At 69.2% G+C, this 26,733-nt stretch carries 26 protein-coding genes; 22 read left to right on the top strand and 4 right to left on the bottom strand.

Going from position 1 to position 26,733, the window contains the following annotated elements; all coding sequences use genetic code 11:
• Positions 1 to 15: 15 nt before the first annotated feature.
• The 13 genes from ffh (at position 16) to dprA (ending at position 12,503) form a co-directional block, all read left to right on the top strand.
• On the top strand, positions 16 to 1,578 hold the full coding sequence (gene ffh / locus SMD20_RS21195; protein ID WP_329583813.1) for a signal recognition particle protein: 1,563 nt from the start codon (positions 16 to 18) through the stop codon (positions 1,576 to 1,578).
• A 218-nt stretch (positions 1,579 to 1,796) separates the two neighbouring features.
• Positions 1,797 to 2,237 (top strand): 30S ribosomal protein S16, encoded by a 441-nt coding sequence (rpsP, locus tag SMD20_RS21190; RefSeq protein WP_329583812.1) that lies wholly within the window; start codon positions 1,797 to 1,799, stop codon positions 2,235 to 2,237.
• A gap of 1 nt (position 2,238) precedes the next feature.
• Positions 2,239 to 2,484: an RNA-binding protein gene (locus tag SMD20_RS21185; protein WP_043634919.1), complete on the top strand. Its 246-nt coding sequence runs from the start codon at positions 2,239 to 2,241 to the stop codon at positions 2,482 to 2,484.
• A gap of 69 nt (positions 2,485 to 2,553) precedes the next feature.
• Positions 2,554 to 3,054, top strand: a complete 501-nt coding sequence (gene rimM / locus SMD20_RS21180) for a ribosome maturation factor RimM (RefSeq protein WP_329583810.1) — start codon at positions 2,554 to 2,556, stop codon at positions 3,052 to 3,054.
• A complete protein-coding gene (gene trmD, locus SMD20_RS21175) occupies positions 3,054 to 3,833 on the top strand; it encodes a tRNA (guanosine(37)-N1)-methyltransferase TrmD (protein WP_329583809.1) in 780 nt (259 codons plus the stop codon). Before rimM ends, trmD begins: the two co-directional genes overlap by 1 nt.
• A 152-nt stretch (positions 3,834 to 3,985) precedes the next feature.
• Complete coding sequence (gene rplS / locus SMD20_RS21170) at positions 3,986 to 4,348, top strand: 50S ribosomal protein L19 (RefSeq protein WP_091093485.1); 363 nt, start codon at positions 3,986 to 3,988, stop codon at positions 4,346 to 4,348.
• Positions 4,349 to 4,496: 148 nt separating this feature from the next.
• Positions 4,497 to 5,357 (top strand): signal peptidase I, encoded by an 861-nt coding sequence (gene lepB, locus SMD20_RS21165; RefSeq protein WP_329583807.1) that lies wholly within the window; start codon positions 4,497 to 4,499, stop codon positions 5,355 to 5,357.
• A complete protein-coding gene (gene lepB, locus SMD20_RS21160) occupies positions 5,357 to 5,950 on the top strand; it encodes a signal peptidase I (protein WP_329583806.1) in 594 nt (197 codons plus the stop codon). The genes lepB (SMD20_RS21165) and lepB (SMD20_RS21160) overlap by 1 nt, the downstream gene beginning before the upstream one ends.
• Before the next feature lie 51 nt (positions 5,951 to 6,001).
• Positions 6,002 to 6,670 (top strand): ribonuclease HII, encoded by a 669-nt coding sequence (locus SMD20_RS21155; protein ID WP_329583805.1) that lies wholly within the window; start codon positions 6,002 to 6,004, stop codon positions 6,668 to 6,670.
• 39 nt (positions 6,671 to 6,709) lie between these two features.
• Positions 6,710 to 7,033, top strand: coding sequence for a DUF2469 domain-containing protein (locus SMD20_RS21150; RefSeq protein ID WP_026215037.1), 324 nt, complete (start codon positions 6,710 to 6,712; stop codon positions 7,031 to 7,033).
• 1,647 nt (positions 7,034 to 8,680) lie between these two features.
• Positions 8,681 to 9,034 carry a YraN family protein gene (locus SMD20_RS21145; protein ID WP_329583803.1) on the top strand — a complete coding sequence of 118 codons (354 nt, stop codon included), beginning with the start codon at positions 8,681 to 8,683 and terminating at the stop codon, positions 9,032 to 9,034.
• Positions 9,034 to 10,572 carry a YifB family Mg chelatase-like AAA ATPase gene (locus SMD20_RS21140; RefSeq protein ID WP_329583802.1) on the top strand — a complete coding sequence of 513 codons (1,539 nt, stop codon included), beginning with the start codon at positions 9,034 to 9,036 and terminating at the stop codon, positions 10,570 to 10,572. The genes SMD20_RS21145 and SMD20_RS21140 overlap by 1 nt, the downstream gene beginning before the upstream one ends.
• A gap of 614 nt (positions 10,573 to 11,186) precedes the next feature.
• The gene (dprA, locus tag SMD20_RS21135) at positions 11,187 to 12,503 is read left to right on the top strand and encodes a DNA-processing protein DprA (RefSeq protein ID WP_329583798.1); all 1,317 of its coding nucleotides are present in this window, start codon (positions 11,187 to 11,189) and stop codon (positions 12,501 to 12,503) included.
• A 93-nt stretch (positions 12,504 to 12,596) separates the two neighbouring features.
• Here dprA and SMD20_RS21130 read toward each other — a convergent pair whose 3' ends face one another.
• Positions 12,597 to 13,127, bottom strand: a complete 531-nt coding sequence (locus tag SMD20_RS21130) for a luciferase domain-containing protein (RefSeq protein ID WP_329583796.1) — start codon at positions 13,125 to 13,127, stop codon at positions 12,597 to 12,599.
• Positions 13,128 to 13,239: 112 nt separating this feature from the next.
• On the opposite strand from SMD20_RS21130, the gene SMD20_RS21125 reads away from it, so the two are divergent.
• The gene (locus SMD20_RS21125; RefSeq protein WP_329583794.1) at positions 13,240 to 13,614 is read left to right on the top strand and encodes a winged helix-turn-helix transcriptional regulator; all 375 of its coding nucleotides are present in this window, start codon (positions 13,240 to 13,242) and stop codon (positions 13,612 to 13,614) included.
• A 500-nt stretch (positions 13,615 to 14,114) separates the two neighbouring features.
• Positions 14,115 to 15,071 (top strand): tyrosine recombinase XerC, encoded by a 957-nt coding sequence (locus tag SMD20_RS21120; protein ID WP_442942491.1) that lies wholly within the window; start codon positions 14,115 to 14,117, stop codon positions 15,069 to 15,071.
• 171 nt (positions 15,072 to 15,242) lie between these two features.
• Here SMD20_RS21120 and SMD20_RS21115 read toward each other — a convergent pair whose 3' ends face one another.
• Both SMD20_RS21115 and SMD20_RS21110 read right to left on the bottom strand, forming a co-directional pair.
• A complete protein-coding gene (locus tag SMD20_RS21115) occupies positions 15,243 to 16,238 on the bottom strand; it encodes a M23 family metallopeptidase (protein ID WP_329583791.1) in 996 nt (331 codons plus the stop codon).
• A gap of 305 nt (positions 16,239 to 16,543) precedes the next feature.
• Entirely contained in the window at positions 16,544 to 17,899 is a 1,356-nt protein-coding gene (locus tag SMD20_RS21110) for an MFS transporter (protein WP_329583789.1), read from the bottom strand.
• Positions 17,900 to 17,974: 75 nt separating this feature from the next.
• Here SMD20_RS21110 and SMD20_RS21105 point away from each other — a divergent pair, with 75 nt between their 5' ends.
• From SMD20_RS21105 to SMD20_RS21080, 6 genes are all read left to right on the top strand, one after another.
• Positions 17,975 to 18,649: an ArsR/SmtB family transcription factor gene (locus SMD20_RS21105; protein ID WP_329583786.1), complete on the top strand. Its 675-nt coding sequence runs from the start codon at positions 17,975 to 17,977 to the stop codon at positions 18,647 to 18,649.
• A gap of 438 nt (positions 18,650 to 19,087) precedes the next feature.
• Positions 19,088 to 20,026 carry a 30S ribosomal protein S2 gene (gene rpsB / locus SMD20_RS21100; RefSeq protein ID WP_329583784.1) on the top strand — a complete coding sequence of 313 codons (939 nt, stop codon included), beginning with the start codon at positions 19,088 to 19,090 and terminating at the stop codon, positions 20,024 to 20,026.
• Positions 20,027 to 21,203: 1,177 nt separating this feature from the next.
• Positions 21,204 to 22,037, top strand: coding sequence for a translation elongation factor Ts (tsf, locus tag SMD20_RS21095; protein ID WP_329583781.1), 834 nt, complete (start codon positions 21,204 to 21,206; stop codon positions 22,035 to 22,037).
• 166 nt (positions 22,038 to 22,203) lie between these two features.
• Positions 22,204 to 22,902 carry a UMP kinase gene (gene pyrH / locus SMD20_RS21090; protein ID WP_020545359.1) on the top strand — a complete coding sequence of 233 codons (699 nt, stop codon included), beginning with the start codon at positions 22,204 to 22,206 and terminating at the stop codon, positions 22,900 to 22,902.
• Between the two features lie 46 nt (positions 22,903 to 22,948).
• Positions 22,949 to 23,506, top strand: coding sequence for a ribosome recycling factor (gene frr / locus SMD20_RS21085; RefSeq protein ID WP_329583778.1), 558 nt, complete (start codon positions 22,949 to 22,951; stop codon positions 23,504 to 23,506).
• Positions 23,507 to 23,639: 133 nt separating this feature from the next.
• Positions 23,640 to 24,479, top strand: coding sequence for a phosphatidate cytidylyltransferase (locus SMD20_RS21080; protein WP_329583775.1), 840 nt, complete (start codon positions 23,640 to 23,642; stop codon positions 24,477 to 24,479).
• Between the two features lie 12 nt (positions 24,480 to 24,491).
• Here the strand turns inward: SMD20_RS21080 and SMD20_RS21075 are convergent, their stop codons facing one another.
• Positions 24,492 to 25,511 carry a suppressor of fused domain protein gene (locus SMD20_RS21075; RefSeq protein ID WP_329583772.1) on the bottom strand — a complete coding sequence of 340 codons (1,020 nt, stop codon included), beginning with the start codon at positions 25,509 to 25,511 and terminating at the stop codon, positions 24,492 to 24,494.
• Positions 25,512 to 25,629: 118 nt separating this feature from the next.
• On the opposite strand from SMD20_RS21075, the gene rlmN reads away from it, so the two are divergent.
• A complete protein-coding gene (rlmN, locus tag SMD20_RS21070; RefSeq protein ID WP_329583769.1) occupies positions 25,630 to 26,730 on the top strand; it encodes a 23S rRNA (adenine(2503)-C(2))-methyltransferase RlmN in 1,101 nt (366 codons plus the stop codon).
• The last annotated feature ends 3 nt before the right edge of the window (positions 26,731 to 26,733 follow it).

Below are 26,733 nucleotides of genomic sequence, written 5' to 3'. Positions count from 1 at the left end.
GGACTGGCCAACCACGTGTTCGAGACGCTTTCCGACCGCCTCACATCGGTTTTCTCCTCCCTTCGATCCAAGGGCCGGCTGTCCGATGCCGACATCGACGCCACCACCCGGGAGATCCGCATCGCCCTGCTGGAGGCCGATGTCGCGCTCCCGGTGGTCAAGGCGTTCGTCGCCCAGGTCAAGGAGCGCGCCCGCGGGGCCGAGGTGTCCCAGGCGCTCAACCCGGCGCAGCAAGTCGTCAAGATCGTCAATGACGAGCTGATCGAGATCCTCGGCGGCGAGACCCGCCGGCTCCGCCTCGCCAAGACGCCGCCCACCGTCATCATGCTGGCGGGTCTCCAGGGCGCGGGCAAGACGACCCTGGCGGGCAAGCTGGCCAGGTGGCTGCGCGAGCAGGGCCACGCGCCCATGCTGGTCGCCGCCGACCTGCAGCGGCCCAACGCCGTCCAGCAGCTCCAGGTCGTCGGCGAGCGCGCCGGCGTCGCCGTCTACGCGCCCGAGCCGGGCAACGGCGTCGGCGACCCGGTGGGCGTGGCCCGCCACTCGATCGACGAGGCCAGGCGGCTGCAGCACGACATCGTCATCATCGACACCGCCGGTCGCCTCGGCATCGACCAGGAGATGATGAAGCAGGCCGCCGACATCCGCGACGCGGTGCGGCCCGACGAGGTCCTGTTCGTCGTCGACGCTATGATCGGCCAGGACGCCGTCACCACGGCGCAGGCGTTCATGGAGGGCGTCGGCTTCGACGGCGTCGTGCTCACCAAGCTCGACGGCGACGCCCGCGGCGGCGCGGCCCTGTCGGTGCGGCACATCACCGGCCGGCCGATCATGTTCGCCTCCACCGGCGAGAAGCTGGAAGACTTCGACGCCTTCCACCCCGACCGGATGGCCTCCCGCATCCTCGACATGGGTGACATCCTCACCCTCATCGAGCAGGCCCAGAAGACGTTCGACGAGGAGCAGGCCGCCAAGATGGCGGGCAAGCTCACCTCGGGCGAGAACTTCACGCTGGACGACTTCCTCGAGCAGATGATGATGGTCCAGAAGATGGGCCCCATCAAGAACCTGCTCGGCATGATGCCCGGCATGGGGCAGATGCGCGACCAGCTCAACGCCATCGACGACCGCGACCTCGACCGCATCGCCGCGATCATCCGCTCGATGACCCCGGCCGAGCGCCAGGACCCCAAGATCATCAACGGCTCCCGCCGCGCCCGCATCGCGGCCGGCTCCGGCGTCACGGTCAGCGCGGTCAGCAACCTCGTCACCCGCTTCTTCGAGGCCCAGAAGATGATGAAGCGGGTCGCGGGCGGCATGGGGGGCATCCCCGGCATGCCGGGCGGCCGGGGCAAGGCGGCCAAGGCGCAGAAGAAGAACAAGAAGGGCCGGCGCGTCAGCGGCGACCCGCGCAAGGCGGCGCTGGAGAAGTCGTCGTCCGGCGCGGGCGACGGCGACGGCCAGGCGCAGCCCAAGCAGGGCGGCATGCTGGGCAACCTGCACGGCAAGCTGCCCCCGGGCATCGAGCTGCCGCCCGGCTTCGACCCGTCCAAGCTCAAGCTGCCCGGCCAGAACTGACGCCGGGTCGCCTCGTTGCCGAGGCTTTGCGGGTGTGACCCGCGAGGTGTCGTGGACAGTGACGGCGATCTGGCACAATTGCATGTTGGAACATCGTGTTCAGGTGGGCGCCCTCTCACCGACCCGCTGATCACGCCTGTCCCTGGAGCGTCGTCCTGTCGTGCCCCACTCGGCGCGGCGCCGCTCACCCACGCTCTAATGCAGGAGAGACCACACCCGTGGCAGTCAAGATCAAGCTCAAGCGGCTCGGCATGATCCGCAACGCTCAATACCGCATCGTCGTCGCCGACAGCCGCACCAAGCGTGACGGCCGGGCGATCGAGGAGATCGGCCTGTACCACCCGAAGGACGACCCTTCGCGCATCGAGATCAACGCCGATCGTGCGGCCTACTGGCTGGGGGTCGGCGCCCAGCCGACCGAGCCGGTGCTCAAGCTGCTCAAGCTCACCGGTGACTGGCAGAAGTTCAAGGGCGAGCCCGCCCCGGCGCCCCTCAAGGTCGCCGAGCCCAAGCCCGACCGGCACGCCATCTACGAGGCCGCGGCCAAGGAGGCCCTGTCCGGTGGCGACACCGGCACGGCCGCCACCACGCCGCGCAAGTCCAAGAAGAAGGACGAGTCCGAGGCCCCCGCCGAGACCCCGACCGAGGGCGAGGGCTGACGTGCTCGAGGAGGCTCTCGAGCACCTCGTTAAGGGCATCGTCGAACATCCCGACGATGTCCGGGTCCGCGCACGCCGCATCCGCAGCGGGCGCGTCCTGGAGGTCCGGGTGCACCCCGAGGACCTGGGCAAGGTCATCGGACGCGGCGGGCGCACCGCCAAGGCGCTGCGCACGGTCGTCAACGCCCTGGCCGACGGGAAGTACGTGCGGGTCGATCTGCTCGACCTGCACGAGGCAGTCCGTTAGCGTCAGGTTTTCCGCGCCCTCACCGGTTCGTCGCCGGTGGGGGCGCTCCGCGTTAGAAAGGGCACGTTCGTGCAGTTGGTCGTCGGCCGGATAGGCCGTCCGCACGGGGTTCGCGGCGAGGTCACCGTCGAGGTGCGCACCGACGAGCCCGAGCGGCGCTTCGCCGTCGGGGCGTCGATCGCCACCGAACCGGCCGGCTCCGGGCCCCTCGTCGTCGCCGGGCGCCGCTGGCACAAGGGCATCCTGCTGGTGACGTTCGAGGGCGTCACGGACCGCGACGTCGCCGAGGACCTCCGGGGCACCATGCTCGTCATCGACTCGGCCGACGTCGAGCCCACCGGCGACCCCGACGAGTTCCACGACCACCAGCTCATCGGCTTGGCCGTCGAGACGGTCGCCGGCGAGCCCGTGGGCGAGGTGGAGGACGTCCTGCACCACGGCCAGGACCTCCTCGTGGTGCGCCGCGAGGGGCGGGAGGAGGCGCTCATCCCGTTCGTCAAGGCCCTGGTGCCCGAGGTCGACCTGGCCGGCGGCCGGCTGGTGGTCGACCCGCCGGAGGGGCTGCTCTGATGCGGCTCGACATCATCTCGATCTTCCCCGAGTACTTCGCGCCGCTCGACGTCTCGCTCATCGGCAAGGCGCGTGAGCGCGGCACGCTCGACGTACGCGTCCACCAGCTGCGCGACTGGGCCCACGACGTGCACAAGACCGTGGACGACACCCCCTACGGCGGCGGCCCCGGCATGGTCATGAAGCCCGAGGTGTGGGGCGAGGCGATCGACGCGGTGATCGGCGACGGCGCGCCGCGGCTCGTCGTCCCGACGCCGAGCGGGCGGCCGTTCACCCAGGAGCTGGCACAGGAGCTGGCCGGGGAGCCGTGGCTGTTGTTCGCCTGCGGCCGCTACGAGGGCATCGACTCCCGCGTCATGGCCGAGTACGGCGGGCGGCTGCGCGTCGACGAGGTCAGCATCGGCGACTACGTGCTGGCCGGCGGCGAGGTCGCGGTGCTGGTCATGGTGGAGGCCGTCGGCCGGCTGCTGCCCGGCGTGCTGGGCAACGCCCAGTCGGCCGTCGACGACTCCTTCGCCCCCGGCTCCATGCGCAACCTCGTCGAGGGCCCCGTCTACACCAAGCCGCCGGTCTGGCGCGGCCACGAGGTGCCGGCCGTGCTGCTGTCCGGGCACCACGGCAAGGTCGCCAGGTGGCGGCGGGACGAGGCGCTGCGGCGCACCGTGCAAAACCGGCCCGACCTCGCGGCGGAGCTCGACCCGGAGACGCTCGACAAGCACGACAGGAAGCTGCTGGAGGAGCTGTCGTTTCGCGTCGAACGGGAAGATGTGGCAAACTGAATCGCTGCCCAACTCATGTTGGCCGCTAGCGCATGCCCGGAATCCGATCCGGGACCACCGAAGACAGCAGGCGCGTCCGCTTCGCTGCCGCGCTCGTGAGAGCTCGGCCGAGTGGACCTCCGCGTGCCCCCGAACTTTGAGGAATGACTCTCATGCACACGAAGATCCAGGAGCTCGACAAGGCCGGCCTGCGCGACGACGTGCCGAACTTCCGCCCCGGTGACACGCTCGAGGTCCACGTACGCGTCGTCGAGGGCAACCGGTCCCGCATCCAGGTCTTCAAGGGCTTCGTGCTGCGCCGGCAGGGCAGCGGCGCCCGCGAGACCTTCACCGTCCGCAAGGTCAGCTACGGCGTCGGCGTCGAGCGCACCTTCCCCGTGCACAGCCCGGTGATCGAGAAGATCGTGCTCGTCACCCGTGGCGACGTGCGCCGCGCCAAGCTCTACTACATGCGCGACCTGCGCGGCAAGGCCGCCCGCATCCGCGAGAAGCGCGAGACCACGGCCGCCAAGTAAGCGCCCTTCGTCTCTTCCGTGGCCCGTGCCCTTGTGGCACGGGCTTTCGGTTTTTACAGCGGCGTTTCTTTTATGTGGAGCGACCCGTGCGTGGGTGTAACGTCGGTCGAGGCTTGTCGAGCCCGCACATCATCTAGGCTCGTCAGCGATGACTAGCGAGAGCCAGGAGCACGGCGCGGCGCGCCGCCCTGTCGAGGACGAGGTGGACGTGGTCGCGGAAGAGACTCAGAAACCGGCCAAGGGCGGCAAGAAGGACAAGAAGGGGTCGTTCTGGAAAGAACTTCCCGTTCTGGTAGTAGTGGCCTTGGTGCTCGCCCTGATCATCAAGACGTTCGTGGTGCAGGCGTTCTACATTCCGTCGGAGTCGATGGAGAACACCCTGCTCAAGAACGACCGGGTGCTGGTCAACAAGCTCGTCTACCACACGCGCGACATCGAGCGCGGCGACGTCGTGGTCTTCTCCGGCGTCGACTCCTGGGACGGCGAGTTCCAGATGGAGGAGCCGTCCAACCCGGTCGAAGGGTTCTTCCGATGGGTCGGCACGGCCTTCGGCATCGTGCCCGGCGAGAAGGACTACATCAAGCGCGTCATCGGCGTCGGCGGCGACCACGTCAAGTGCTGCGACTCCAAGGGCCGCATCACGGTCAACGGCACGCCCATCGACGAGGAGAGCTACCTCTATCCGGGCAACGTGCCCTCCGACCGGTTCTTCGACGTCACCGTGCCGCCCGGGCGGCTGTGGGTCATGGGCGACCACCGGTCGGTGTCGCTCGACTCGCGCTCCCACACGGGCGACCCCGGCGGCGGCTCTATCCCCGAGAGCCAGGTCATCGGACGGGCCTTCGTCATCGTCTGGCCCTTCGACCGGGCCCGCGTGCTGGAGATCCCCGACACCTTCGCGCAGCCCGCGCTCCAGGCGCTGGGCGGGGCGGTCCCGTTGGTCGCCGGGTTCGGGCTGGCCGTACCCTTGGTCCTGGTCCGTCGGCGCCGGCGCCTGAGGAAGCGCTGATGGCCGTCACCAAGAAGGCGGAGGGCGTGGGAAAAGAGAAGAAGAAGGGCGGCTTCCGCGAGACGCTGCTGCTGCTGATCCTCGGCGTGGGGATCGCGCTGCTGCTGCAGGCGTTCGTGGTCGGTTCGTTCTACATCCCCTCGCAGTCCATGGAGAACACGCTGCTGATCAACGATCGCGTGTTCGTCAACAAGCTCTCGGGCAAGCCGGAGCGCGGCGACATCGTGGTGTTCAAGGGCTGGAACGGCGAGGACACCATCAAGCGCGTCATCGGCGTCGGCGGCGACCAGGTCAAGTGCTGCGACTCCAAGAAGCGCATCACGGTCAACGGCACCGCGCTGGAAGAGACGTCCTACCTCTATCCCGGCGATTTCGCCTCCGGCGACAAGTTCGACGTCACGGTGCCGGTCGGCAAGCTGTGGCTGATGGGCGACCACCGCAGCGCCTCGGCCGACTCGCGGGCCCACATGGCGGAGCCCGGCGGGGGCTTCATCTCGGAGAACGACGTCATCGGCAAGGCCGTGGTGCGCTACTGGCCGCTGTCGCGGGGCTACTTGTTCGCCCGTCCCGACACTTTCGACAAAATCAAGTAGACGGACTTTCGGTCGCGGGTTGCGGCGAATGGGGCGTACGCTGCCTCTGTCATGACAGTTGCGTTCCGCCCTCGACCGAGCGTCGTCCGGCGCGATTCCGGACTCTACGCCTACGAACGGGCACTGGCCCGCCGGGGCCTCACCCCGATCGCCGGCGTCGACGAGGCCGGCCGCGGCGCCTGCGCCGGCCCGCTCGTGGTGGCGGCCGTCGTCCTGCGCAAGCAGATCGACGGCCTGGGCGACTCCAAGCTCCTGACCCCGGCCGTGCGCGAACACCTCTACGAGCGCATCGTGCGCGTCTCCCACGTAGGCGTAGTGATCATCCCGCCGGGGGAGATCGATGCCAAAGGTCTGCACAAGTGCAACGTCTCAGGAATGCGGCGAGCCGTCGCGCAGTTGCCCTGTGACCCGGAGTACATCCTGACGGACGGTTTCCCGGTGCCGGGGCTTCCGGCGCCGTCACTGGCCGTATGGAAGGGGGACCAGGTGGCCGCGTGCGTGGCGGCCGCGTCCATCGTGGCCAAGGTGACGAGGGACCGGCTGATGGTGACGCTCGACGAGCGCTACCCGCAGTACGGTTTCGCCGAGCACAAGGGGTACGTCACACCGCGACATCGGCTGGCGCTGGCGGCGCACGGCCCGTGCCCGGACCACCGTTACTCCTTCGTCACGGTGGCCAGGGAGATGGGTGAGAATGAAATGGGGGCCGGGGTTGCCTGAGCAGGCAAACCGGGGGACCGGTACGACAGGAGGACCGCGATGAGCGCAGAGGATCTCGAAAAGTACGAAACCGAGATGGAGCTGCAGCTTTACCGCGAATACCGCGATGTCGTCGGATTGTTCACATATGTCGTGGAGACCGAGCGGCGGTTCTATCTGACCAACTCGGTCGACCTCGACGTCCGCACCGCCGAGAACGGCGACGTGTTCTTCGACGTGAAGATGCAGGACGCCTGGGTGTGGGACATGTATCGGCCGGCGCGGTTCGTGAAGAACGTGCGGGTGGTCACGTTCAAGGACGTGAACGTGGAAGAACTGGCCAAGGCCGATCTCGAGATGCCCAAGGAAGGGTTCTCCGGGTAGCGGGGCCGGCCGGTCGGCTGGCTGGTTGGTGCGGGACGCCTGGAGCGGGGTGATGTCCGCCTCGCAGTGTCATGCGGGGGCTGTCGGACTCGTCGCGCCCATCCGGCACCTGCATCCTGGTCGGCGCTGCCCTGAAGGGGACGGGAAGGCCGCCGCACAGTCCGGTCCCGACGCCGACCCTCACCTCGATCCCGCCCATGACGTCGCCCGCGACCCCGGCCGGTGGTGGCACCCTCGATCTCAGCCCGTGATGGTGTCCCAGATCATGCCCGTGCCGTCGCCTCCGCCGCGTTCTCGCCACCGTCGGGTTCTCGCCACCGTCGGGTTCCGCCTCCGATCGGCCTTTGCTTCCGCCTTTGACCACGATTGCGGCTAGCCTCCGCTCGCGACTCGCCTTTGACTCTCGCGTCCGATCACGACTTGGTCTTCGGCCCTGAGCACGAACGCCGACCGCCGACTGCCGGCCGCCGACCGACGACGGCGGTACGCCCCCGACGGTGGCCCGACCCCGATGGCGACCCGAGCGCTGGCCGCGACCTCGTCTCCGGTTCTAGGCACGACCACCGGTCGCCGACAGCGGTCTGACCCCAATGGTGACCGCCCCCGTACGGCGGCCCGACCCCGATGACGACCTGAGCCGACCGCGACTTGGTTCCCGGCCCTAGGCACGACCACCAAGCACTGACCGCCGACCGTCGACGGCTCCGACCGCCGACTCGCGGGCTGGCTCCGACCGCCGACGGCGACCCAAGCGCCGACCGCGAGCTGACCCCGCGAGCCCATCCCGACTCCGACCGCCGATCGCGACCGCCACCCGACTCCGACCGTGAGCACGACCATGACCGCGCTACCCGACCGCAGGCATTCCCGCCCCCGCCCCAGTTCAGCGTGGCTGCAACTCCACGACGCCGGTAGCGTCCTTCATGCAAGTGCCTTGCTACCTCTGCCGCGAGAGCCCTTCACCTAGCCTCACCGTGAGGCACCGCATCGAGCCGTCGGCCATCGCCCTCTGCTACGGCCGCGTCGCCTTAACGCCATCTCCCGGCTGAGCAAATCAATATCCACTGTCTCCGCGTGTGCTGCCTCCGGGTGTGTTGCCGCATCCACCTCTGGCGCTACGCGCTCGCACCTCTTCGGGGCTCACGCCCTTCTTCTGCACCCTCACACCCTTGAGTTCCAGTCCGCACGCCTCGCGTCGCCTTACCCTCGCGCGCGCCCTCGATCGCCAACTCCGGCGCCTCCCGTCGGCGCGCCCTCGAATGCCAGCCCGCGCTATCCGCGCGGCACGAGCATCCAGGAAGCAGTTCCGCCGCCAGTCCTGTGCATCGCACTTCCGGCGTCGCTTCTGCGTCAGGTCAGCGTGCTCGCCGCCCTCTGCTCCCACTTATACGGCCGCGAAGGCGTGCCCCTGACCGCGCTCACGGACTCCGCCATCGCTCTCGGCCGGTACGGCACTACACCCACCCTTCAACCACCGGTCGGCGCAGCAGCCTCCTCATAGGCCCACCGGCTGCCCCGTTATCCACAGCCAGCAAGACTCTGCACTCCCTATCCCCAGAACCCCGCTCGGCCGCACGACACCCACCCCGCCTCCGCCAAGGTCGAGCCCGACGCATCCAAAGCAACACCCTCGGACGGAGGCACCACATGGCCAAGAAGGACGAACTCGGCAAACAGGGCGAGCAACTGGCCGCGATCTACCTGGAAGCCAAGGGCATGAGAATCATCGACCGCAATTGGCGCTGCCGCCACGGCGAAATAGACATCCTCGCCGAAGACGGCCCCACGCTCGTCGTCGTCGAGGTCAAGACCCGCTCAGGCCGATCCCACGGCACCGCCCTGGAGTCGGTGGACCGCAGAAAGCTCTCCAAACTCCGCGCGCTCGCCGCCAAGTGGCTGTCCGCCCAGGCCCGCGCCTTCGACTCCGTACGAGTGGACATCATCGCCATAGAACGCTTCGCCGGCGACTTCGCCCTGCGCCACATCCGGGGAGTGATCTGATGGCCGTGGCGCGCACCCGCAGCGTGGCCCTGGTCGGCGTGACGGGCCGTACGGTGGAGATCGAGGCCGACGTGGGCAACGGCCTGGCCGGCATCCACCTGATCGGCCTACCCGACACGGCGCTGAGCGAGGCCCGCGACCGAGTGAGGTCGGCGGTCGTCAACAGCAGATACCCGTGGCCCGACGCCCGTATCATCGTCAGCCTGTTCCCGGCCACCCTCCCCAAGCGTGGCTCGCAATTCGATCTCGCCATAGCGATGGCGATCCTGGGAGCCGCGGGCGTGGTTCCGGCCGAGCGCATCGCGGATCCGTTCTTCCTGGGCGAACTGGGCCTCGACGGCCGCATCAGACCGGTACGCGGCGTCCTGCCCGCCGTCCTGGGCGCCGCGAACCATGGAGACGCCACGGTCGTCGTCCCCTCGGCCAACTCCGCGGAGGCGTCCCTGGTCCCCGACGTCAAAGTGATCCCGATGGCGTGCCTCCGCCAACTGGTGGAGTGGCTGCGCAAGGGCCATGAGGAGGCGCCCGAGCCCGAACCGGAAGAGTTCACCGAGCCCAGGACTCCGTCCACGAGCCCGGCCTTGGACCTGGCGGACGTCGTCGGCCAGCCGGTGGCCCGCCGCGCTCTGGAAGTATGCGCCGCCGGCGGCCACAACCTGTGGATGCTCGGCCCGCCCGGCACCGGCAAAACCATGCTGGCCGAACGCCTCCCCACCCTCCTGCCTGACCTGGAGCTGGACCACGCGCTGGAGGTGACCGCCATTCACTCGGTGGCGGGCATCCTGCCACCCAGCGCGCCCATGCTGAGCCGTCCGCCGTTCGTGGCTCCGCACCACACGGCCACCTCGGCAGCGATCATCGGGGGCGGCAGCGCGGTCGTACGCCCCGGAGCCGTCTCCCTGGCCCACAGAGGCGTCCTCTTCATGGACGAGGCTCCCGAATTCCCCCGCCATGTCCTCGACGCGCTGCGCCAGCCCTTGGAATCCGGCCGCGTGACGGTGTCGCGATCGGCTGGCTCGGTCACGTTCCCGGCCCGATTCATGCTCGTCCTGGCGGCGAACCCGTGCCCCTGTGCGCAGAGCGACGACCAAGGTGAAACCTGCAAGTGCTCCCCGACCGTGAGACGCCGCTATCTCGGCAGGCTCTCGGGCCCGCTCCTTGACCGCGTCGACATGAAGGTCACCGTCGCCCGCGCATCCAGGCGCGAGCTGCTGGCCGACCGCCAGTTCACCGAATCGAGCGCAACGGTGGCCGAACGCGTGCTCGCGGCTCGTGACCGCGCCGCCAAACGCCTCAGCGGCACCCCTTGGCGTACCAACGCCGAGGTCCCCTCGTCGGTCTTGCACGGCGACTACCGTCCGCCCCCGAAGGCGATGAAGCCTATGACCGCCTGCCTGGACTCAGGCACCCTGACCGCCCGTGGCCTCGACCGGGCTGTCCGCGTCTCCTGGACCTTGGCCGACCTGGCCGACAAGGACCGCCCCGGGGAAGACGAAACGACCACCGCCCTCCACTTCTGGCTCGGAGCGACGTCCTGATGCACAACACCCCCTGCACCCCCGCCCGCCTCCTCCACCCTCAGAAGCCCTCCGTCGCAGCCCGCCCCGCCCAACCGGCCGTCTCGCCCCAGGAGAAGCTACCGGCCCTCTCCACCGAGCCGCTCACCGTCCGGCGGCGCACGCCGAGCGGCCAATCAACGTCGTCCGGAAGCGCCCGACCGCCTGCGCCATCCCCTCCGGCCGCATCCACATCAGAGCCGGTACGGTCATTCCAACCAGCGCCCGGTGCCGCCGCCGCAGAACGACTCCCCCCACAGAGCACCCACCAGCGCGCGCCCGCAACAGCGCCACCGCAAGCATGCGAGCCGATACGGCGCACACAACGAGACCAGCCCGGGCCAGAGCCGACGACAGCGCCACCGCAGGCATGTGCCCCGGCACGGTCACTCACGCCACGGGATCAGCCCGGGCCAGAGCCGACGACAGCGCCACCGCAGGCATGCGAGCCGACAGGGTCACTCACGCCACGAGACCGGTCAGCACCAGAGCCGACCATCGTTGCACCAACGCCGGTTCCGGCAGCCATGTCCGCTCGATCCGAGCACGCAGCTCGCGCCGCGCTGATGCGCGCCGCAGACGTAGGTGACCCGATCATGGGCCGCCTTGTGGCGCGATACGGAGCGGCCACGGCGGCGGACGCGATCCGCGCCCGGTCCCTCCCGCCCGAGTTCATCGAGCAGGAGATGACGCAACGTGACCGCCCCCGCCACGAGCTGACAGCCCGTCTGAACGCCTGGCACGCCCGCTTGGCCGCCTCCAACCCGGCCGCCGACATCGAGAACGGCGAAAGATGCGGCGCCCGCCTCATCGTCCCCGGCGACGCCGAATGGCCCACTCAACTCGACCAACTCGGCCCGAGCCGTCCCCTCGGTCTCTGGCTGCGGGGCGCGGTCGACCTCCGCTTCTCCTGCCTCAAGTCCGTGGCGCTGGTCGGCGCCCGCTCAGCGACCGCGTACGGCATGCACATAGCGGCGGAGTTCGGCGTCGGCCTCGGCGAGTCCGGCTGGACGGTCGTGTCGGGCGGCGCCTTCGGCGTGGACAGCGCCGCGCACAGGGGAGCACTCACCGCCGGCTCCCCGACCGTCGTCGTGCTGGCCTGCGGTGTCGACGTCTGCTACCCGAGCAGCCACGACACCCTGTTCGCCAAGATCAGAGACCAGGGCGTGATCGTGAGCGAATGCCCACCAGGAATGCACCCGACCCGGGCCCGCTTCCTCATCAGAAACCGCCTGATCGCAGCCCTGTCGCGAGGCACCGTGGTGGTGGAAGCCGCCCTGCGCAGCGGCGCCCTCAACACCGCCACCCACGCCCTTGCGCTCAACCGGCACCTGGCCGCCGTGCCTGGCCCCATCACCTCCCGCCTGTCGGACGGGTGCCACCGCCTCCTCCGCGAACGCAAGGCGGTGTGCGTCACCTCCCCTGAGGAGATCATCGACCTCGTCGGCGTGATGGGCGATGACTTGGTCTCGCAACCCCGCACTCCGGCGGTCGCCCGAGACAAGCTCAACGACGTGACAAAGAGGGTGCTGGACGCCGTACCTACTCGGAAAGGCGCCGGCCCGGCCTCGATAGCGGTCGCGGCCGGCGTGAACTTGAGCACCGCCCTCAGCGCCCTGGGCGGCCTCGCCGCCGCCGGCTACATCGAACGCTCCGCAGACGGCTGGCGCCTCCGCAAGCAAACGACCTCCTACCGCAAGGCTCCCGACTCCGCTGCCCTCGAACCCCCGCACATCGACGTCGACGCAGATCCATCCCAGGACCCGCCTTTCCCCGACGAGGACGACCTCGTACGCCGCGAACACAACCTCCCCACCCCTGACGAGGGTTCCCCAGAGTTCCGCACGGCCTGCAACACAAATGAACCCGAGCGACACCCGGTTCCACCAAGGAACACTCTGAACCGAGGGTGACCGGCAAGAAGTCAATGTGGCCGTCCACCTGGCCTGGCCATCGCCCCGCCTCGCGCAGCCGGCACTTTCGCGCGCCCAGAGCCAGGCCATTGGTCAGCCTGTCACCGCGTCCGGGGTCCCAGGGCGGGGTTCGCCGGTCGCCTCGGCGGCGGGAATGCCGAGGTCGTGGCCGGTGGCGTAACGGTAGGACGCCGTAAGGACGGTCTTGGCGATCTCCAGTTCGTCGTCGGTGCGCGGGCCGTAGAGCATCACGACGTTGATCGTGGGTGAATAGAGCGGGTGCCGCTCGCCCCAGCCCTTGGCGATGAGTTCATGCTGGTCTTCCTGGGAGAGGGCCAGGTGCAGGCTGCCGTCAGGGTGCACGTGGACGAATTCGGCGTTCAAACGCGGCGGTAGCAGCACCACCCCGGCCGGCGGAAGCGTGTCGTCGAGGAAGAAGGCCAGCGACCCCGGTTCGGAGATCTCGCTCGGACGGATGACGGCTCCGTCCAGGTGGTCGGTCATCCACTGCTTGAGTTGCTCGCGCAGTTGGTCGGGGCTGTTCTGGCTGAGTTGGACGTGCGGGACCGACGGGCCGGTCTCGGGACGGTCACCGGTACGGGCGGGAAGGCTGAGCGCGGACATGATGTCGTTCCTCCTTGTCACCGGATCGGCCGGCGAATGGGAAGCTAACATCCTTTGGCTAGTAGGTTCCTAATGGATAGTGACTTCTCTTGAGAGCGTCGGAGGAGACGTGATGCGTAGATCCGTCGAAGCGATCGAGGCATGCCCCATCAGTCCCGTGGTGGACCTGGTGTTCAGCCGGTGGTCGACACCGATCCTGTGGGTGCTGAAGGAACACGGGCGGCAGCGGTTCGTGGAGATCCAGCGCCGCCTGTCCGCCATCACCCCGAAGGTGCTCACGCAGCGGCTCCGGCAGTTGGAGCGCGACGGACTCATCACCCGCACCTACCACGCGGAGATCCCACCTCGGGTGGAATACGAGATCAGCGATCTCGGCCGCACCCTCAGCCCAGTCTTCGCCACGCTCACCCAATGGTCCGACGTTCATTTGGCAAGCGTCGAAGCAGCCCGCCACGCCTACGATCAGGCTGACCGTCCCACCCCCTGAACTCAGCAGGGCGCGGCTCAAGCGCCTGGTCAGCAAGGGCATCCTCATCGAAACCGAGTCAGGATTGTTCGCTCAGCCGCGTCCGCAGCCCCGTAGCGGGTCGGCTGACCAGCCCTCCTCACGACGAAAGGGGCATAAACCCTCGAACCGCCCTCTGATTGTTCTCCGGCATCTCGGCTTACCTGGGTCTGTCCAGAGGCATGGGACGGGCTGGGGCGTAGGTAGCACAGTCCGTCCTCTGGTGTCCGATGTGTCCCGGGGGCTGTCCGACGGTCTGGGACGGAGCGGCCGAGGTGAAAGTGTGCAGTCCGTCCGGCGTCCTCTGGGATGGCGTTTGCTGCAGTGGCGGCGCCGAGTGGGTGGCGGCTGAGCTGGTAGGGCTACTGGTGTCGGGCGCCGTTGCAGGCTGGTCCTGCGGGGCGGCGGCCTCCTCGATGATCCGATTGAGGTGGGCGTCGCGATGTTGTGCAGGGGGAGAGGCGGCGTGACGTTGTGGGGGCGTGTGGCAAGTGGGGTTTGGGGGCGGCTTGGGGTGGCACGATCGTTTGTGGTTACTGCGGCCGGGAGGGGCGGGCTTGGGGAGGGACGAGGTTCTTGGGGCGTTCGGGCGGTACCTACGGTTTGAGCGGGATCTTTCGCCGCACACGGTGCGTGCCTATCTGACTGATGTCAGCAGCTTGCTCGATCACCTGAATGGTTCCATTGAGGACCTCGATATCGCGGTGTTGCGGGAGTGGCTGGCCGAACAGCATGACGCTGGGAAAGCGCGCGCGACCTTGGCGCGGCGGGCGGCCTGTGCCCGGACTTTCACCGCCTACTGTCACCGGCAGGGGTGGCTGGACGCGGATCCCGGATTGTTGTTGGGGAGTGCCAAGGCGCCACGGGACTTGCCGGAGGTGCTCGATCAGGAACATGCGCAGGAAGTCATGGATTCGGCCTCCGGCGCGGAGCCGAAGGAACTCCGGGATCGGGCGATTCTTGAGCTGTTGTACGCCACCGGTGTCCGGGTGAGTGAGCTGTGCGGGCTCGACGTGGATGACGTGGACCGGGATCGGCACGTCGTTCGCGTCATGGGGAAGGGGCGCAAGGAGCGCTCAGTGCCGTTCGGGTTGCCTGCGCTCCGCGCGCTGGATCAGTGGTGCATCAATGGGCGGCCACTCTGGGTGCGGGCGGGTTCGGGGCCGGCGCTCTTTCTCGGGGTACGGGGAGGGCGCATCGACGCGGGGACGGTTCGGCGGGTGGTGCATGCGGCGTTGGCGCAGGTCGAGGGCGCTCCCGACATGGGGCCGCACGGGCTGCGGCACAGTGCGGCCACTCATCTGCTGGAGGGCGGGGCGGATCTGCGAAGTGTGCAGGAGCTCCTTGGGCATGCGTCGTTGAACAGCACGCAGATTTATACCCATGTCTCGATCGAGCGGCTGCGGGCGGCGTACAAGCAGGCTCATCCCAGGGCGTGACTGACGCCATTGATGCAGACCGGATGTTGCCGGCGAGCGGATTGGCGGGTCGTTCAGGAGCGGGGAGGAGTGGGGTTCGGAATCGCGGCCAGGGATTTCAGCGCGATCTACGGTGAGCGGGCGTGGCGGGTCACGCTTTTGCCTTGCTGATTTTTGGTGCGATCGGCACCCTCAGGGGCGTAGATGACGCGGGTGGTCGTCATGGCTGCGGGCGCCCTTGCGGTGCTTGCTGTTGGCCCTGATCCCGTGGGTGCCCGAATGTCTTTTGCGATGCCGGCCGCTGTTTGGGCGGGGTGGCCGGCTGTCTGAAGTGCGGCCATGGTGGCGGCGGTGATGCAGGCCGATGATCAGGAGAAGCGCGGTGAGTATGGCGACGGGCAGTGAGATCGCGATGGGGGTGGCGGTGGTGGGTGAGGTGGAATTGCTCAGGCGGTAGTTGTCCGGACCCGTGGTTTTGGGCGGTGGCGGGTTGGGGTGGTCGGTTTTGCCGCGCGTTCGGAATCGTGTGGGAGGTCGCGGTGCGGTGGTGCTGCGGGGCTTCTTCGAGAAAGTGATGGCTTGGGGTGGTGCGGGCCAGAAAGGGAGGAGGCGGATGGGGGCTTGGCCGAGGAGGAGAAGAGGGTTCAGATAGCGGGAATCGCGTAGGAGGCCCCAGTGGAGGCAGGACTCCGGGCAGTGCGGGTTGGGGGTTTGGAGCAGGCCCAGTTCGGTGCCGGGGGTGACAAGCTGGTTTCGTTTTACGGCGGGGGTGACCGGCAGGTACGTCGTCCGCAGGCCTCCCTCGTGGTCGATCGTCACCACGCCCTTTCCTCCCACCGGACCGGCGAAGCGGACCGTGCCGGCGCCCGCTGCCAGGACAGGCGTGGATGGCGGTGCCGCCAGGTCGACGCCGCGATGGCCGGCCAGCCAGCGTTCCGGAGGCGGGGTGAAACGACGCAGGACGCGGGGGTGGCCGTCCAGGGGCCAGCGCCAGGCCGGAGGTGAGGCTCTGGCCGGGGGAGCGGTCAGGACGATGAGCGTGGTTGCCAGGAGCGGGGCGACGAGCGTGGTCGGCAGGAGCAAGAGGAGGAAAGCGGCGATGTGATGGAAGCGCGGAGGGCGGGTTTCGTTCGGCGTGGGGCGACGGCGGAGGACGGAAGCCTGGTTGCTTGTGGAGTGAGAGTGCATGGCGGGAGTTTCCGCCAGGGTGCAGCGGGGGCGTGGCGGCGAACGGCGTTCTGTGGATGAAGGTGTTCACGGCCCGCTGCTCTTGTGGATACGCGGGCTCGTGGTCCACCGAATTGGTGGGCTTGAGGCTCGTAGCTGCTGCATCCGTGGATGTGGGGTCCGTGTCTGCTGCGGCGGTGTGTGCGGGGCTTGCGTGCCCGGAATTGTCGGAGGGAGCTGCTTGCATGTGTTGTGGCGGTGGTCCGGCGGATCTACGTTCTCGCGGCGTGGGCGGTGGGGTGGTCGGGGCACACGGGTGTGAACGGTCAGGGCCAGAGATGGCGTTTCGTGGACGTGAGGTCGCGGGTCAGAGCGCTGGGGTCCGGGCTGGTGGCGGGGGCGGGTGTGGGGTGAGGGCGTTCGGGAGTGCGGGGGCGTAGGGGAGAGAGCCAGATCCAGAACGTCGTCAGGGCCATGCCGGCGGCGCACAGCAGGATCACCGGGCGCAGGCCGATCTGGTCGGCGACGACACCGCCCGCCAGGCCGCCCAGCGCCAGGACGCCCTGGACGGCGAAGGTCATGGTGGCGTTCACGCGGCCGCGCAGCTCCTGGGGGGTCTCGCGGAGAGTGATGACGCCCAGGCAGGTGGAGAAGGCGACCACGACGCCGCCCGTCATGAGACCGACGATGGTCATCGCGGTGACGTTCCACCAGAGGGGGCCGTTCAGGAGGCCGGCCGTCAGGACCTCGAAGGGGAAGAAGATCACGGTGACGAGCAGGATGCGGTTCTCGCCGTAGCGTTTCGTCAGGCGGGTCGTGAGCCAGGCGCCCACCAGGCCGCCCACGCCGCTCATCGCGATGAGGGCGCCGATCAGGCCCTTGGGGATGCCCAGGGTGTTGACCATGTACAGCATGTAGACGGCCACGTACGCCATCGCGAAGAAGTTGATCGTCACGCCGGCGCCGAGGAGGGCGCGCAGGGTGGGGTGGGTGAGGACGGAGCGAAGGCCCTCGGTGACGTCGCGCCACATGCCGCGGGAGGGGGCGGGCTCGTTCCGTTCTTCCGTACGGATGGAGCGGAGGAGCAGGGCGGAGGCCAGGAACGACATCGCCTCCGCGAGAACGGCCAGCGGCGCCGTGAAGAACTGGACGAGGAGACCGGCGAGGCTCGGGCCGCCGACCGAGGCCACCGAGTGGCATGCCTGGAGACCGGCCATCGCCTCGACGCGCTGAGCGGGCGGGACGGTTCCGGCGACGTACGAGAAGTTCGCGGACTTGAACAGCACCGCCGCCGTGCCGATCACCAGGGCCACCACGAGGAGCCACGGGACGCTCAGCAGGCCGAGGAGCCAGGCCAGCGGGACCGACGCGGCGGCGGCGCAGGCCGCGAGCTCGCAGGCGATCATCAGCGGCCGGTGGCGGACGAGGCGGTCGACGATCGCGCCGGCCTGCAGGCCGAACAGGAGCGCCGGGAGTGGGGCGGCGGCGGTCAGCAGACCCATCTCGGTCGGGCTGGCGGTGAGCAGCGTGACGGCCGTCAGGGGGATGGCCAGTTTGGAAACCTCCGATCCCGTGATCGAGATCGTGCGCGAGGTCCAGAGGAGGCGGTAGTCGCGCTGCCTGCGCAGGGGCGGCGGTGCCGGCAGGGGGGAGGCAGGCGAGGTCTGAAGGGTTCGCTTCACAGTTATGAAGGTATCCCTTCAGAGTTCTGAAAGCAATGTTTCAGAGTTGGTGAGTGGGCCGGGTACCTTGGGCGCATGACTGCGGACTTCGAGGGGCTCAGCGATCCCAAAGCGATGAGGGCGCTGGCCCATCCCGCGCGGCTGCAGATCCTCAACCGGCTCGGAGTGGAGGAGAGCGCGACCGCCACGGAGGTGGCGGAGATCGCCGGCATCACGCCCAGCGCCGCGAGTTATCACCTGCGGATGCTGGCCAAGTACGGGTTCGTGGAGGACGCGCCGCCCAGGGGCGACGGGCGGGAGCGGCTGTGGCGGGCCGTCGGCAAGCAGTTGAGCGTGGGCCTGCTGCCAGAAGACCAGCCGGATGTGCGGGACGCCAAGGTCGCGCTGATGACGGCGTTCCGGCGGGAGGCGAACCGGGAGGCCGACCGGGCGCTGGCCAACGTCGAGACGGAGCCGGAGGAATGGCAGGACGCGACGGTGTTCCACCGGACGCGGGTGAAGGTCACCGCCGAGGAGTTGACGCGGCTCTACAGGGCGATCCAGGAGCTGATCGAGCCGTATGCCGTACGGAGGCGGGAGGAGACCGGGGTGCCGGACGGGGCGAGGGCGGCCGAGGTGCAGCTCAACCTGTTTCCCGTGATCACGAGGCCGGTTCCCGGGCTGCCGACCGAGGATCACGGGCTCGCGCAACGCGGCGCTGCGGCGGAACGGGTGGGGAGGGAAGCGGGGGGAGAGGGCTCGCCGGGGTGAGGCGTCTCCGGGCGGAGCCCTGGGGAGCTTTCCTGAAATGTCCAGGAAAGCCAGGCAAGGCGCGGGACCCGCGGGGGGCCAGAGAGGGTTTTCCCAAGAGTTCGGGGAGAGAGGCTTCCCTGGGAGTTCGGGGAGAGAGGCTTCCCCGGGAGTTCGGGGAGAGGGGCTTCCCCGGAGATACGGGGAAAGAGCCTCCGGGGAGTGGTGGTGGGCGTTTGACCTCCGGCGGTCAGGCGGGGGCGGTGTGCAAGGTAGACTTTTCGGTGGCCTGTAGCCACAGGCCAACTTCGCATGCCCCATTGCGGACCGCCCCATCGGTCCGGGCCCAGTGCCCGGCTGGAGCGGGTTCGGGGCATCAGGGCGGCAGACAACGCGCTGCCGCGGCACAACCGAGAACCGCGCCCATCCGCAGGGCGCCCAGACCTGGAGGACCAGCAGATGGCCCCCGTCGTCACCATGCGACAGCTGCTCGAGAGCGGCGTTCACTTCGGTCACCAGACCCGGCGCTGGAACCCGAAGATGAAGCGCTTCATCTTCACCGAGCGCAACGGCATCTACATCATCGACCTGCAGAAGTCGCTCTCCTACATCGACCGCGCCTATGACTTCGTCAAGGAGACGGTCGCCCACGGCGGCACGATCCTGTTCATCGGCACGAAGAAGCAGGCTCAGGAGGCCATTTCCGAGCAGGCCGCCCGCGTCGGCATGCCGTATGTCAACCAGCGCTGGCTGGGCGGCATGCTCACCAACTTCTCCACCGTGCACAAGCGGCTGCAGCGTCTGAAGGAGCTCGAGGAGCTCGACTTCGACAACGTCGCCGGCTCGGGGCTCACCAAGAAGGAGCTCCTCATGCGCCGTCGCGAGAAGGACAAGCTCGAGCGCACGCTCGGCGGCATCCGTGACATGGGCCGCGTGCCCAGCGCGGTGTGGGTCGTCGACACCAAGAAGGAGCACATCGCGATCAGCGAGGCCAAGAAGCTTGGCATCCCTGTCGTCGCGATCCTCGACACCAACTGCGACCCCGACGAGGTCGACTACCCGATCCCGGGCAACGACGACGCCATCCGCGCCGTCGGCCTGCTGACCAGGGTTGTCGCCGACGGTGTCGCCGCCGGTCTCATGGCCCGCTCCGGCGCCGCTCGCGGCGACGAGAAGCCCGCTGCCGCCGAGCCGCTGGCCGAGTGGGAGCGTGAGCTCATCGAGCAGGGCACCGGCGCCGCCGAGGCTCCTGCCGCCGAGGCTCCGGCTGCTGAGGCGCCCGCTGCTGAGGCTCCTGCCGCCGAGGCTCCGGCTGCTGAGGCCGGCGCCGAGGCCGGTGCCGAGGAGAGCGCTCCGGCCGCCCCGGCTGCCGAGGGCGACGCCGAGCAGCAGGCCTGACCCGCACGTAACGCACGGGCACAGGCGCGGGCTGGGCACGGGTGTGGATGGTGACGGTCGCCGCCGCCGCTTCGGGGGTGGTACGGCCGTCGCCTCTCACTCGGGCGAAGGCTCTGGTCCAGGGTTCGGGCTGAGGCTCGGAGCGAAGGGCCGGCGTATGAGGCAAGGGCTGAAGTTCGGGCATAGTTCCGGGCTCGGGCTCGGGTCAGCGCTCGGGGTTCGGGCGAGAGCCCGGGTTCGGGCTGAGGCCCAGGACCCAGGGCTGGCGTTCGGGGTTCGGGCAAGGGCTTGGGTTCGGGGCTGGTGTTCGAGGTTCGGGCGAGGGCCCGGGTTCGGGGCTGGTGCTCGGGGTTCGGGCTGAGGCTGGGAACTCGGGCTTACGGGTCCGGGCTTGAGGCTCAGGCTTACGGGTCAGTCCAGGGCGCGGGCACGATGGCTTGGGCCAGGGGTGATACCCGGGCTCGGGTCAGCTGACATCTGAATCACGGTGCACTACTGACCGGCGGTCCGCTGAACGGCGAACCAGGAGCTGCTGGTCCTGCGCAGGCGGCCGGGAGGTCGGCTGGGTTACGGATCGGTTGGCCATCTGGGTCGCAAGGCCGGCAGAGGTACGGGTTGTCGCTCGGCTTTCGGGCTGAGCTCAGAGCCGATGGTTTCTGGCCGGGGCTCGCAACCGGTGATTGCTGGCCGGGGCCTCCGACCGGAGCTTGCAGCTAGTGCTTCTGGTCGGGGTTCCGATCGGTGGCTCCTCGGCTGGAGCTCCCGCCGGAGCTTCGTAGCCGGAGCCTCTCGGTTGGGGGCTGGGCGGTACGGCGGGGCGAGGCTGGGCAGTATGGCAGCGGAGCAGCCGCGACCAGCCCAGGCCCGGTGCCGTACGACCCGGCGCCCACCAGCCCCGGTGCCTGACACCGGAGGCCCGGACCGGGATGCCGGAGCAGCCCGCCCGAACGGCGAGCCGGACCGGCCTACGGCACGGCACACCGGACCGGCGTACCGCACGGCATGCCGGGCAAGTGCGCCGGACAAGGACGCCGGAGCAGCGCGAAGGCTCCTGCACGGCCCGTACGGCGCGCGCCTGCCGTACCGACGACAAAGGGCGGACGGACCGATCCCGGCCCGTCCATCCGACCACGATGACCACGATGACGACGACGAAATCCCACGAGGAAAAAGAGCAATGGCTTCCGTGAACATGGCCGACGTCAAGCGGCTTCGCGAGATCACCGCTGCCGGCATGATGGACTGCAAGAAGGCGCTCGAGGAGGCCGAGGGCGACTTCGACCGCGCCGTCGAGCTGCTGCGCCTCAAGGGCGCCAAGGACGTGGGCAAGCGTGAGGCCCGCACCGCCTCCAACGGCCTGGTCGCGCTCAAGCAGGACGGCGACTCGGTCGCCGCGCTGCTGGAGCTCAACTGCGAGACCGACTTCGTGGCGAAGGGCGAGCGCTTCCAGGACCTGGCTTCCCAGGTCGTGGCGCACATCCTGGAGACCAAGCCGGCCGACGTGGCCACGCTGCTGGAGTCCTCCTTGGGCGGCAAGCCCGTCCAGCAGCACCTGGACGAGGCCAACGCCGCGCTGGGCGAGAAGATCGAGATCCGCCGTTACCAGGTTCTCGAGGGCGGCTACATCGGCGCTTACATGCACAAGACCGACCCGGCGCTGCCGCCGGCCGTCGGCGTGCTGGTGCAGCTCGACAAGCCGAACGCCGAGGTCGCCAAGGACATCGCACAGCACGCCGCGGCGATGGCCCCGCAGTACCTCAAGGCCGACTCCGTGCCGTCCGAGGTCGTCGAGAAGGAGCGCAAGCTCTTCGAGGAGATGACCCGCGAGGAGGGCAAGCCGGAGGCCGCCATCGGCAAGATCGTCGACGGCCGCCTGAACGGCTGGTACCGGGACTTCACGCTGCTCCAGCAGGCGTTCGTGAAGGACAACAAGAAGAGCGTCGGCAAGTACGCCGAGGAGAACGGCGTCGAGGTCCTCGCCTTTGTCCGTTTCAAGGTCGGTCAGGCTTAGGCTTAGGCAAGCCACCATCAGGCACGCCGAGAAGCCAGGATCGATCCACCGAATGAAGGAGGCCGCCGCCGTGCAGGACCACCGGGAGTCAGCCCACGAATCCACACGGACGGCGGCCGACTCATCTCCACATCCGCCCACCAACCATCTGAGGTGGAAGCGGGTGATGCTGAAGCTGTCGGGCGAGGCGTTCGCCGGCAGCGAGCCGCTGGGCATCGACCCGACGATCGTCGACCATCTCGCCGACTCGATCGCCGAGGCGGTCAAGGAGGGCGTGCAGGTCGCCGTCGTGGTCGGCGGCGGCAACATGTTCCGTGGCGCCACCCTGTCGCAGGGCGGCATCGACCGCGCCCGCGCCGACTACATGGGCATGCTGGGCACGGTCATCAACTGCCTGGCCCTGCAGGACTTCCTGGAGCGCAGGGGCGTCGAGACCCGCGTGCAGACCGCCATCACGATGCAGCAGGTCGCCGAGCCGTTCCTGCCGCGCCGCGCGATCCGGCACCTGGAGAAGGGCCGCGTCGTGATCTTCGGCGCCGGGCTCGGCTCGCCCTACTTCTCCACCGACACCGCCGCGTCACAGCGCGCCCTGGAGATCGGCGCAGAGGCGCTGCTGAAGGGCACGCAGGTGGACGGCATCTACGACTCCGACCCGCGCAAGAACCCGGACGCGGTCCGGTTCGACCACCTCGACTACGGCGAGGTGCTGCTGCGTGACCTCGCGGTCATGGACGCCACCGCGATCAGCCTGTGCAAGGACAACGACCTGCCGATCGTGGTCTTCGACCTGATGGGCGAGGGCAACATCCTGCGTGCGGTACGCGGTGAGAAAATCGGCACGCTGGTGAGTCCCGCGGGGAAATGACGGAGCGAGCCCGACACCGCCAGCCAGAAGACGACAGGGAGCCGCTGTGATCGACGAAACCCTCCTCGAAGCCGAGGAAAAGATGGACAAGGCCGTCTCGGTCGCGAAGGAGGACTTCGCGACCATCCGCACGGGCCGGGTCACGCCTGCGATGTTCAACAAGATCAGCGCCGAGTACTACGGCACGCCGACGCCGATCCAGCAGCTGGCGTCGTTCCACGTGCCCGAGGCGCGCATGGTGCTGATCCAGCCCTACGACAAGAGCTCGATGGGCGCGATCGAGAAGGCCATCCGTGACTCCGACCTCGGTGTCAACCCGACCGACGACGGCCAGGTCATCCGCGTGACGTTCCCCGAGCTGTCGGAGGAGCGCCGCAAGGAGTACATCAAGGTCGCCAGGAACAAGGGCGAGCACGCGAAGGTCTCCATCCGCAACATCCGCCGCACCGCCAAGGACGCCCTCGACAAGCTGGTCAAGGACGGCGAGGCGGGCGAGGACGAGGTCCGGCGCGCCGAGAAGGAGCTGGACGACCTGACGCAGAAGCACGTCGCCAAGATCGACGAGCTGCTCAAGCACAAGGAAGCCGAGCTGCTCGAAGTCTGAGCGGCGCGCCCCGGCCCGGATCGCCCCCCGGCGACCCGTACGGCGGCCGCCTCCGGGTGGTCCGCCGGGTCAGCGGGTCTTGCCCTACGGCCCTCGCCCCCCGGCGAGGGCCGTGGCCCTATGGAGAGTTGCAGTGGAAGAACGTACGGCCGGCACCAGCCCGAGCGGCGGCAGCCGTACCGGGAGGAATCTGCCTGCCGCGATCGCCGTGGGCGTGATCCTGGGGGCGCTCGTCCTCGGGACGATCTATACGATCAAGGAGCTGTTCCTCCTGGTCGTCGCCGGCGCGGTCGGCGTCGGCGTGCTGGAGCTGGTCAAGGCCTTCGCGCTGCGCGAGATCAAGGTCCCGGCCGCGCCGGTGCTGGCGGGGCTCGTGGCGATGCAGGCGGGCGCCTACTGGGGCGGGCCGGTGTGGCTGCTGGCGGGCTTCGCGGTGTTCGCGTTCGTGCTGCTCACCTGGCGGATGTTCAGCGACGGGACCGACGGCTACGTACGTGACGCGACGGCGTCGGTGTTCACGCTCTTCTATCCCGCGATGCTGGCCGCGTTCGTGCCGTTGCTGCTGCGGGAGGAGGACGGCGCCCACCGGGTGCTGATCTTCGTCGCGGTGACCGTGGCCAGCGACATCGGTGGTTACGCCGCGGGCGTGCTGTTCGGCCGGCACCAGATGACGGTCATCAGCCCGAAGAAGACCTGGGAGGGTTTCGCCGGATCGCTCGTGGCGTGCACGGCGGTCGGGGCGTGGCTGGTGACGTGGCTGCTCGGCGGGGCGCTCTGGCAGGGCGCGCTGATCGGGGCGCTGGGCGCGCTGCTGGCGACGATGGGCGACCTGATCGAGTCGATGATCAAGCGGGATCTCGGCATCAAGGACCTCGGCACGATCCTGCCGGGGCACGGCGGGCTGATGGACCGGCTGGACTCCCTGGTCACCACGCTGGTGCCGGTCTGGCTGCTGCTGACGCTGTTCTTCTGAGCACGTTCCCTGTCAATGGTGGGTGTCCAGGGTTTCGGCGGTGACGGGCGTCAGCCAGAGCCACCGGACCGCCTCACCCCCGAACGCGAATCCTGACATGTCAGGCATGTGGGGGGCGTCGGCCAGCATCAGCACCCCTGAATACCGCGGCCCCAGCGGGAACGTCTCCGGCTCGTGATACCACCTGGCGGTGTGGGCGTGCCCCAGCCAGGTGACCGAGTGCCACGGATACTGCGCCAGCCACACCAGCAGCAGCGCCGCGTCCCTCGGGTCGTCGCGGGTGGCCACGGCCAGCTCGATCCTGGCGTACGCGCCGGGCTTGTCGATCCACTGCTCGACCGTCGGCATGCGCTGGCAGCTCATCCCGACCGTGGACAGCACGGTGTAGCCGCGCTTGCCGTGGGGCGGCCGCTCGGTGATGCCGACCGTGGGCAGCCGCTCGCCGCTCGCGTCCCAGTAGCGTCCGGCCGGGCCGAGCACCCGGTCCAGGTGCCCCATCACGAACTGCTGGAACGACGGCCACGACCCCTCGCTGTGCCGCCAGCGCCAGTACGAGCGGGCATTGGCGATCCGGGGTTCGAGCCCCTCCAGCGCCTCCGACAGCGCCCACGCGAACGGCGACTCGCCCACCGCGTCCCGGGCATAGCCGGGCATGCCGCGGCTCATGTCGGCCCAGCCGGGGATGACGGCGAGGAGTTCGTCGTCCTCGTACAGCGCGACGCCGTCGCCCTCCTCGAACCACAGCGCGCTGAGCTGCCCCAGCGGGCGGCGGCCCTCCGGGCGCAGCGTGTTGGGCCGGGGCATGAGCGGCGGCAGGCCCGAGTTGATCCGGGCGAGGTCCACGACCGCCGGGGCGGGCCGGTGGTTGGCCAGCCAGACGGCGCCGTGGACGGTGCCGTCGGGCGAGCACAGGTAAGCTACCGAGGCGTCCTCGTCCCGTTCGACGACGAGCGTGCGGCTTCCGTACGGGTTGCCGACGGCGAGAACCACCTCGGCGCCACCCTCCCCGGACGCCGACCGAAAAATCGCCATACGTGTGCACTGTAGATCGGGCGGAGACCATGACGCGAGCCGTACGCTGACCAGGAATGCCACCTCCGTCCCTGACGTTGATTACCCTGGTCCCCATACCCGAAGCAAAGGCAGCAACGTGTCCCAGCCCCCAGGTCAGCTCACCTTCGTCGCGCCGCGACGGGCCAAGCCCGCCCGGCACCTGGCCGACCTGCCGATGCCCGAGCGGCGGGCCGCGGTGACCGAGCTGGGCGAGAAGGCGTTCCGCGCCGACCAGCTCTCGCGCCACTACTTCGAGCGGCTCACGACGGACGTCTCGGCGATGACCGACCTGCCCGCCGCCGCCCGCGAGAAGCTGTCCGCGCTGCTGCCGACCCTGCTCACCCCGGTGCGCGAGCTGGCCACCGACGGCGGCACCACCCGCAAGACGCTGTGGCGGCTGTTCGACGGGGCGCTGGTCGAGTCGGTGCTCATGCGCTACCCCGACCGGGTCACGATGTGCGTGTCCTCGCAGGCCGGTTGCGGCATGAACTGCCCGTTCTGCGCCACCGGACAGGCGGGCCTGACCCGCAACATGTCCACCGCCGAGATCGTCGAGCAGGTCGTGGCGGGCGCGCGGGCGCTGGCGGCCGGCGAGGTGCCGGGCGGTCCCGGGCGGGTCAGCAACGTCGTGTTCATGGGCATGGGCGAGCCGCTGGCCAACTACAAGCAGGTCATCGGCGCGGTCCGGCGGCTGGTCGAGCCGGCGCCGCACGGGCTCGGCATCTCGGCGCGCGGCGTGACGGTCTCCACCGTCGGCCTGGTGCCCGCCATCGGCAAGCTCGCCGACGAGGGGCTGCCGGTCACGCTGGCGCTGTCGCTGCACGCGCCCGACGACGAGCTGCGTGACACGCTGGTGCCGATCAACACCCGGTGGAAGGTGGCCGAGGTGCTGGACGCCGCGTGGGCGTACGCGGCGAGGACCAAGCGGCGCGTCTCCATCGAGTACGCGCTGATCAAGGACATCAACGACCAGGAGTGGCGGGCCGACCTGCTCGGCAAGCTGGTCAAGAACAAACTGGTGCACGTCAACCTGATCCCCCTCAACCCGACGCCCGGCTCCAAGTGGACCGCGTCGCGGCCGGAGGACGAGCGGGCGTTCGTGCGGCGGCTGGAGTTCCACGGCGTGCCGGTGACCGTGCGCGACACGCGCGGACGGGAGATCGACGGCGCCTGCGGCCAGCTCGCCGCGGCCGAATAGCCC

The sequence above is a fragment of the Nonomuraea sp. LP-02 genome, from assembly GCF_036289125.1.
In the GTDB taxonomy this organism is placed as follows: domain Bacteria; phylum Actinomycetota; class Actinomycetes; order Streptosporangiales; family Streptosporangiaceae; genus Nonomuraea; species Nonomuraea bangladeshensis.
This window is presented reverse-complemented; position numbering and strand designations above follow the sequence as displayed.

Excerpts from the sequence above, each read along its gene's own strand:
- SMD20_RS21125 (WP_329583794.1), top strand. The coding sequence starts at position 13,240 with ATGCGTAGATCCGTCGAAGCGATCGAGGCATGCCCCATCAGTCCCGTG.
- lepB (WP_329583807.1), top strand. The coding sequence starts at position 4,497 with ATGACTAGCGAGAGCCAGGAGCACGGCGCGGCGCGCCGCCCTGTCGAG.
- rplS (WP_091093485.1), top strand. The coding sequence starts at position 3,986 with ATGCACACGAAGATCCAGGAGCTCGACAAGGCCGGCCTGCGCGACGAC.
- SMD20_RS21140 (WP_329583802.1), top strand. The coding sequence starts at position 9,034 with ATGGCCGTGGCGCGCACCCGCAGCGTGGCCCTGGTCGGCGTGACGGGC.
- tsf (WP_329583781.1), top strand. The coding sequence starts at position 21,204 with ATGGCTTCCGTGAACATGGCCGACGTCAAGCGGCTTCGCGAGATCACC.
- pyrH (WP_020545359.1), top strand. The coding sequence starts at position 22,204 with ATGCTGAAGCTGTCGGGCGAGGCGTTCGCCGGCAGCGAGCCGCTGGGC.
- rpsB (WP_329583784.1), top strand. The coding sequence starts at position 19,088 with ATGGCCCCCGTCGTCACCATGCGACAGCTGCTCGAGAGCGGCGTTCAC.
- dprA (WP_329583798.1), top strand. The coding sequence starts at position 11,187 with ATGGGCCGCCTTGTGGCGCGATACGGAGCGGCCACGGCGGCGGACGCG.
- SMD20_RS21075 (WP_329583772.1), bottom strand. The coding sequence starts at position 25,511 with ATGGCGATTTTTCGGTCGGCGTCCGGGGAGGGTGGCGCCGAGGTGGTT.
- SMD20_RS21105 (WP_329583786.1), top strand. The coding sequence starts at position 17,975 with ATGACTGCGGACTTCGAGGGGCTCAGCGATCCCAAAGCGATGAGGGCG.
- SMD20_RS21150 (WP_026215037.1), top strand. The coding sequence starts at position 6,710 with ATGAGCGCAGAGGATCTCGAAAAGTACGAAACCGAGATGGAGCTGCAG.
- SMD20_RS21155 (WP_329583805.1), top strand. The coding sequence starts at position 6,002 with ATGACAGTTGCGTTCCGCCCTCGACCGAGCGTCGTCCGGCGCGATTCC.
- SMD20_RS21145 (WP_329583803.1), top strand. The coding sequence starts at position 8,681 with ATGGCCAAGAAGGACGAACTCGGCAAACAGGGCGAGCAACTGGCCGCG.
- lepB (WP_329583806.1), top strand. The coding sequence starts at position 5,357 with ATGGCCGTCACCAAGAAGGCGGAGGGCGTGGGAAAAGAGAAGAAGAAG.
- trmD (WP_329583809.1), top strand. The coding sequence starts at position 3,054 with ATGCGGCTCGACATCATCTCGATCTTCCCCGAGTACTTCGCGCCGCTC.
- SMD20_RS21130 (WP_329583796.1), bottom strand. The coding sequence starts at position 13,127 with ATGTCCGCGCTCAGCCTTCCCGCCCGTACCGGTGACCGTCCCGAGACC.
- SMD20_RS21115 (WP_329583791.1), bottom strand. The coding sequence starts at position 16,238 with ATGCACTCTCACTCCACAAGCAACCAGGCTTCCGTCCTCCGCCGTCGC.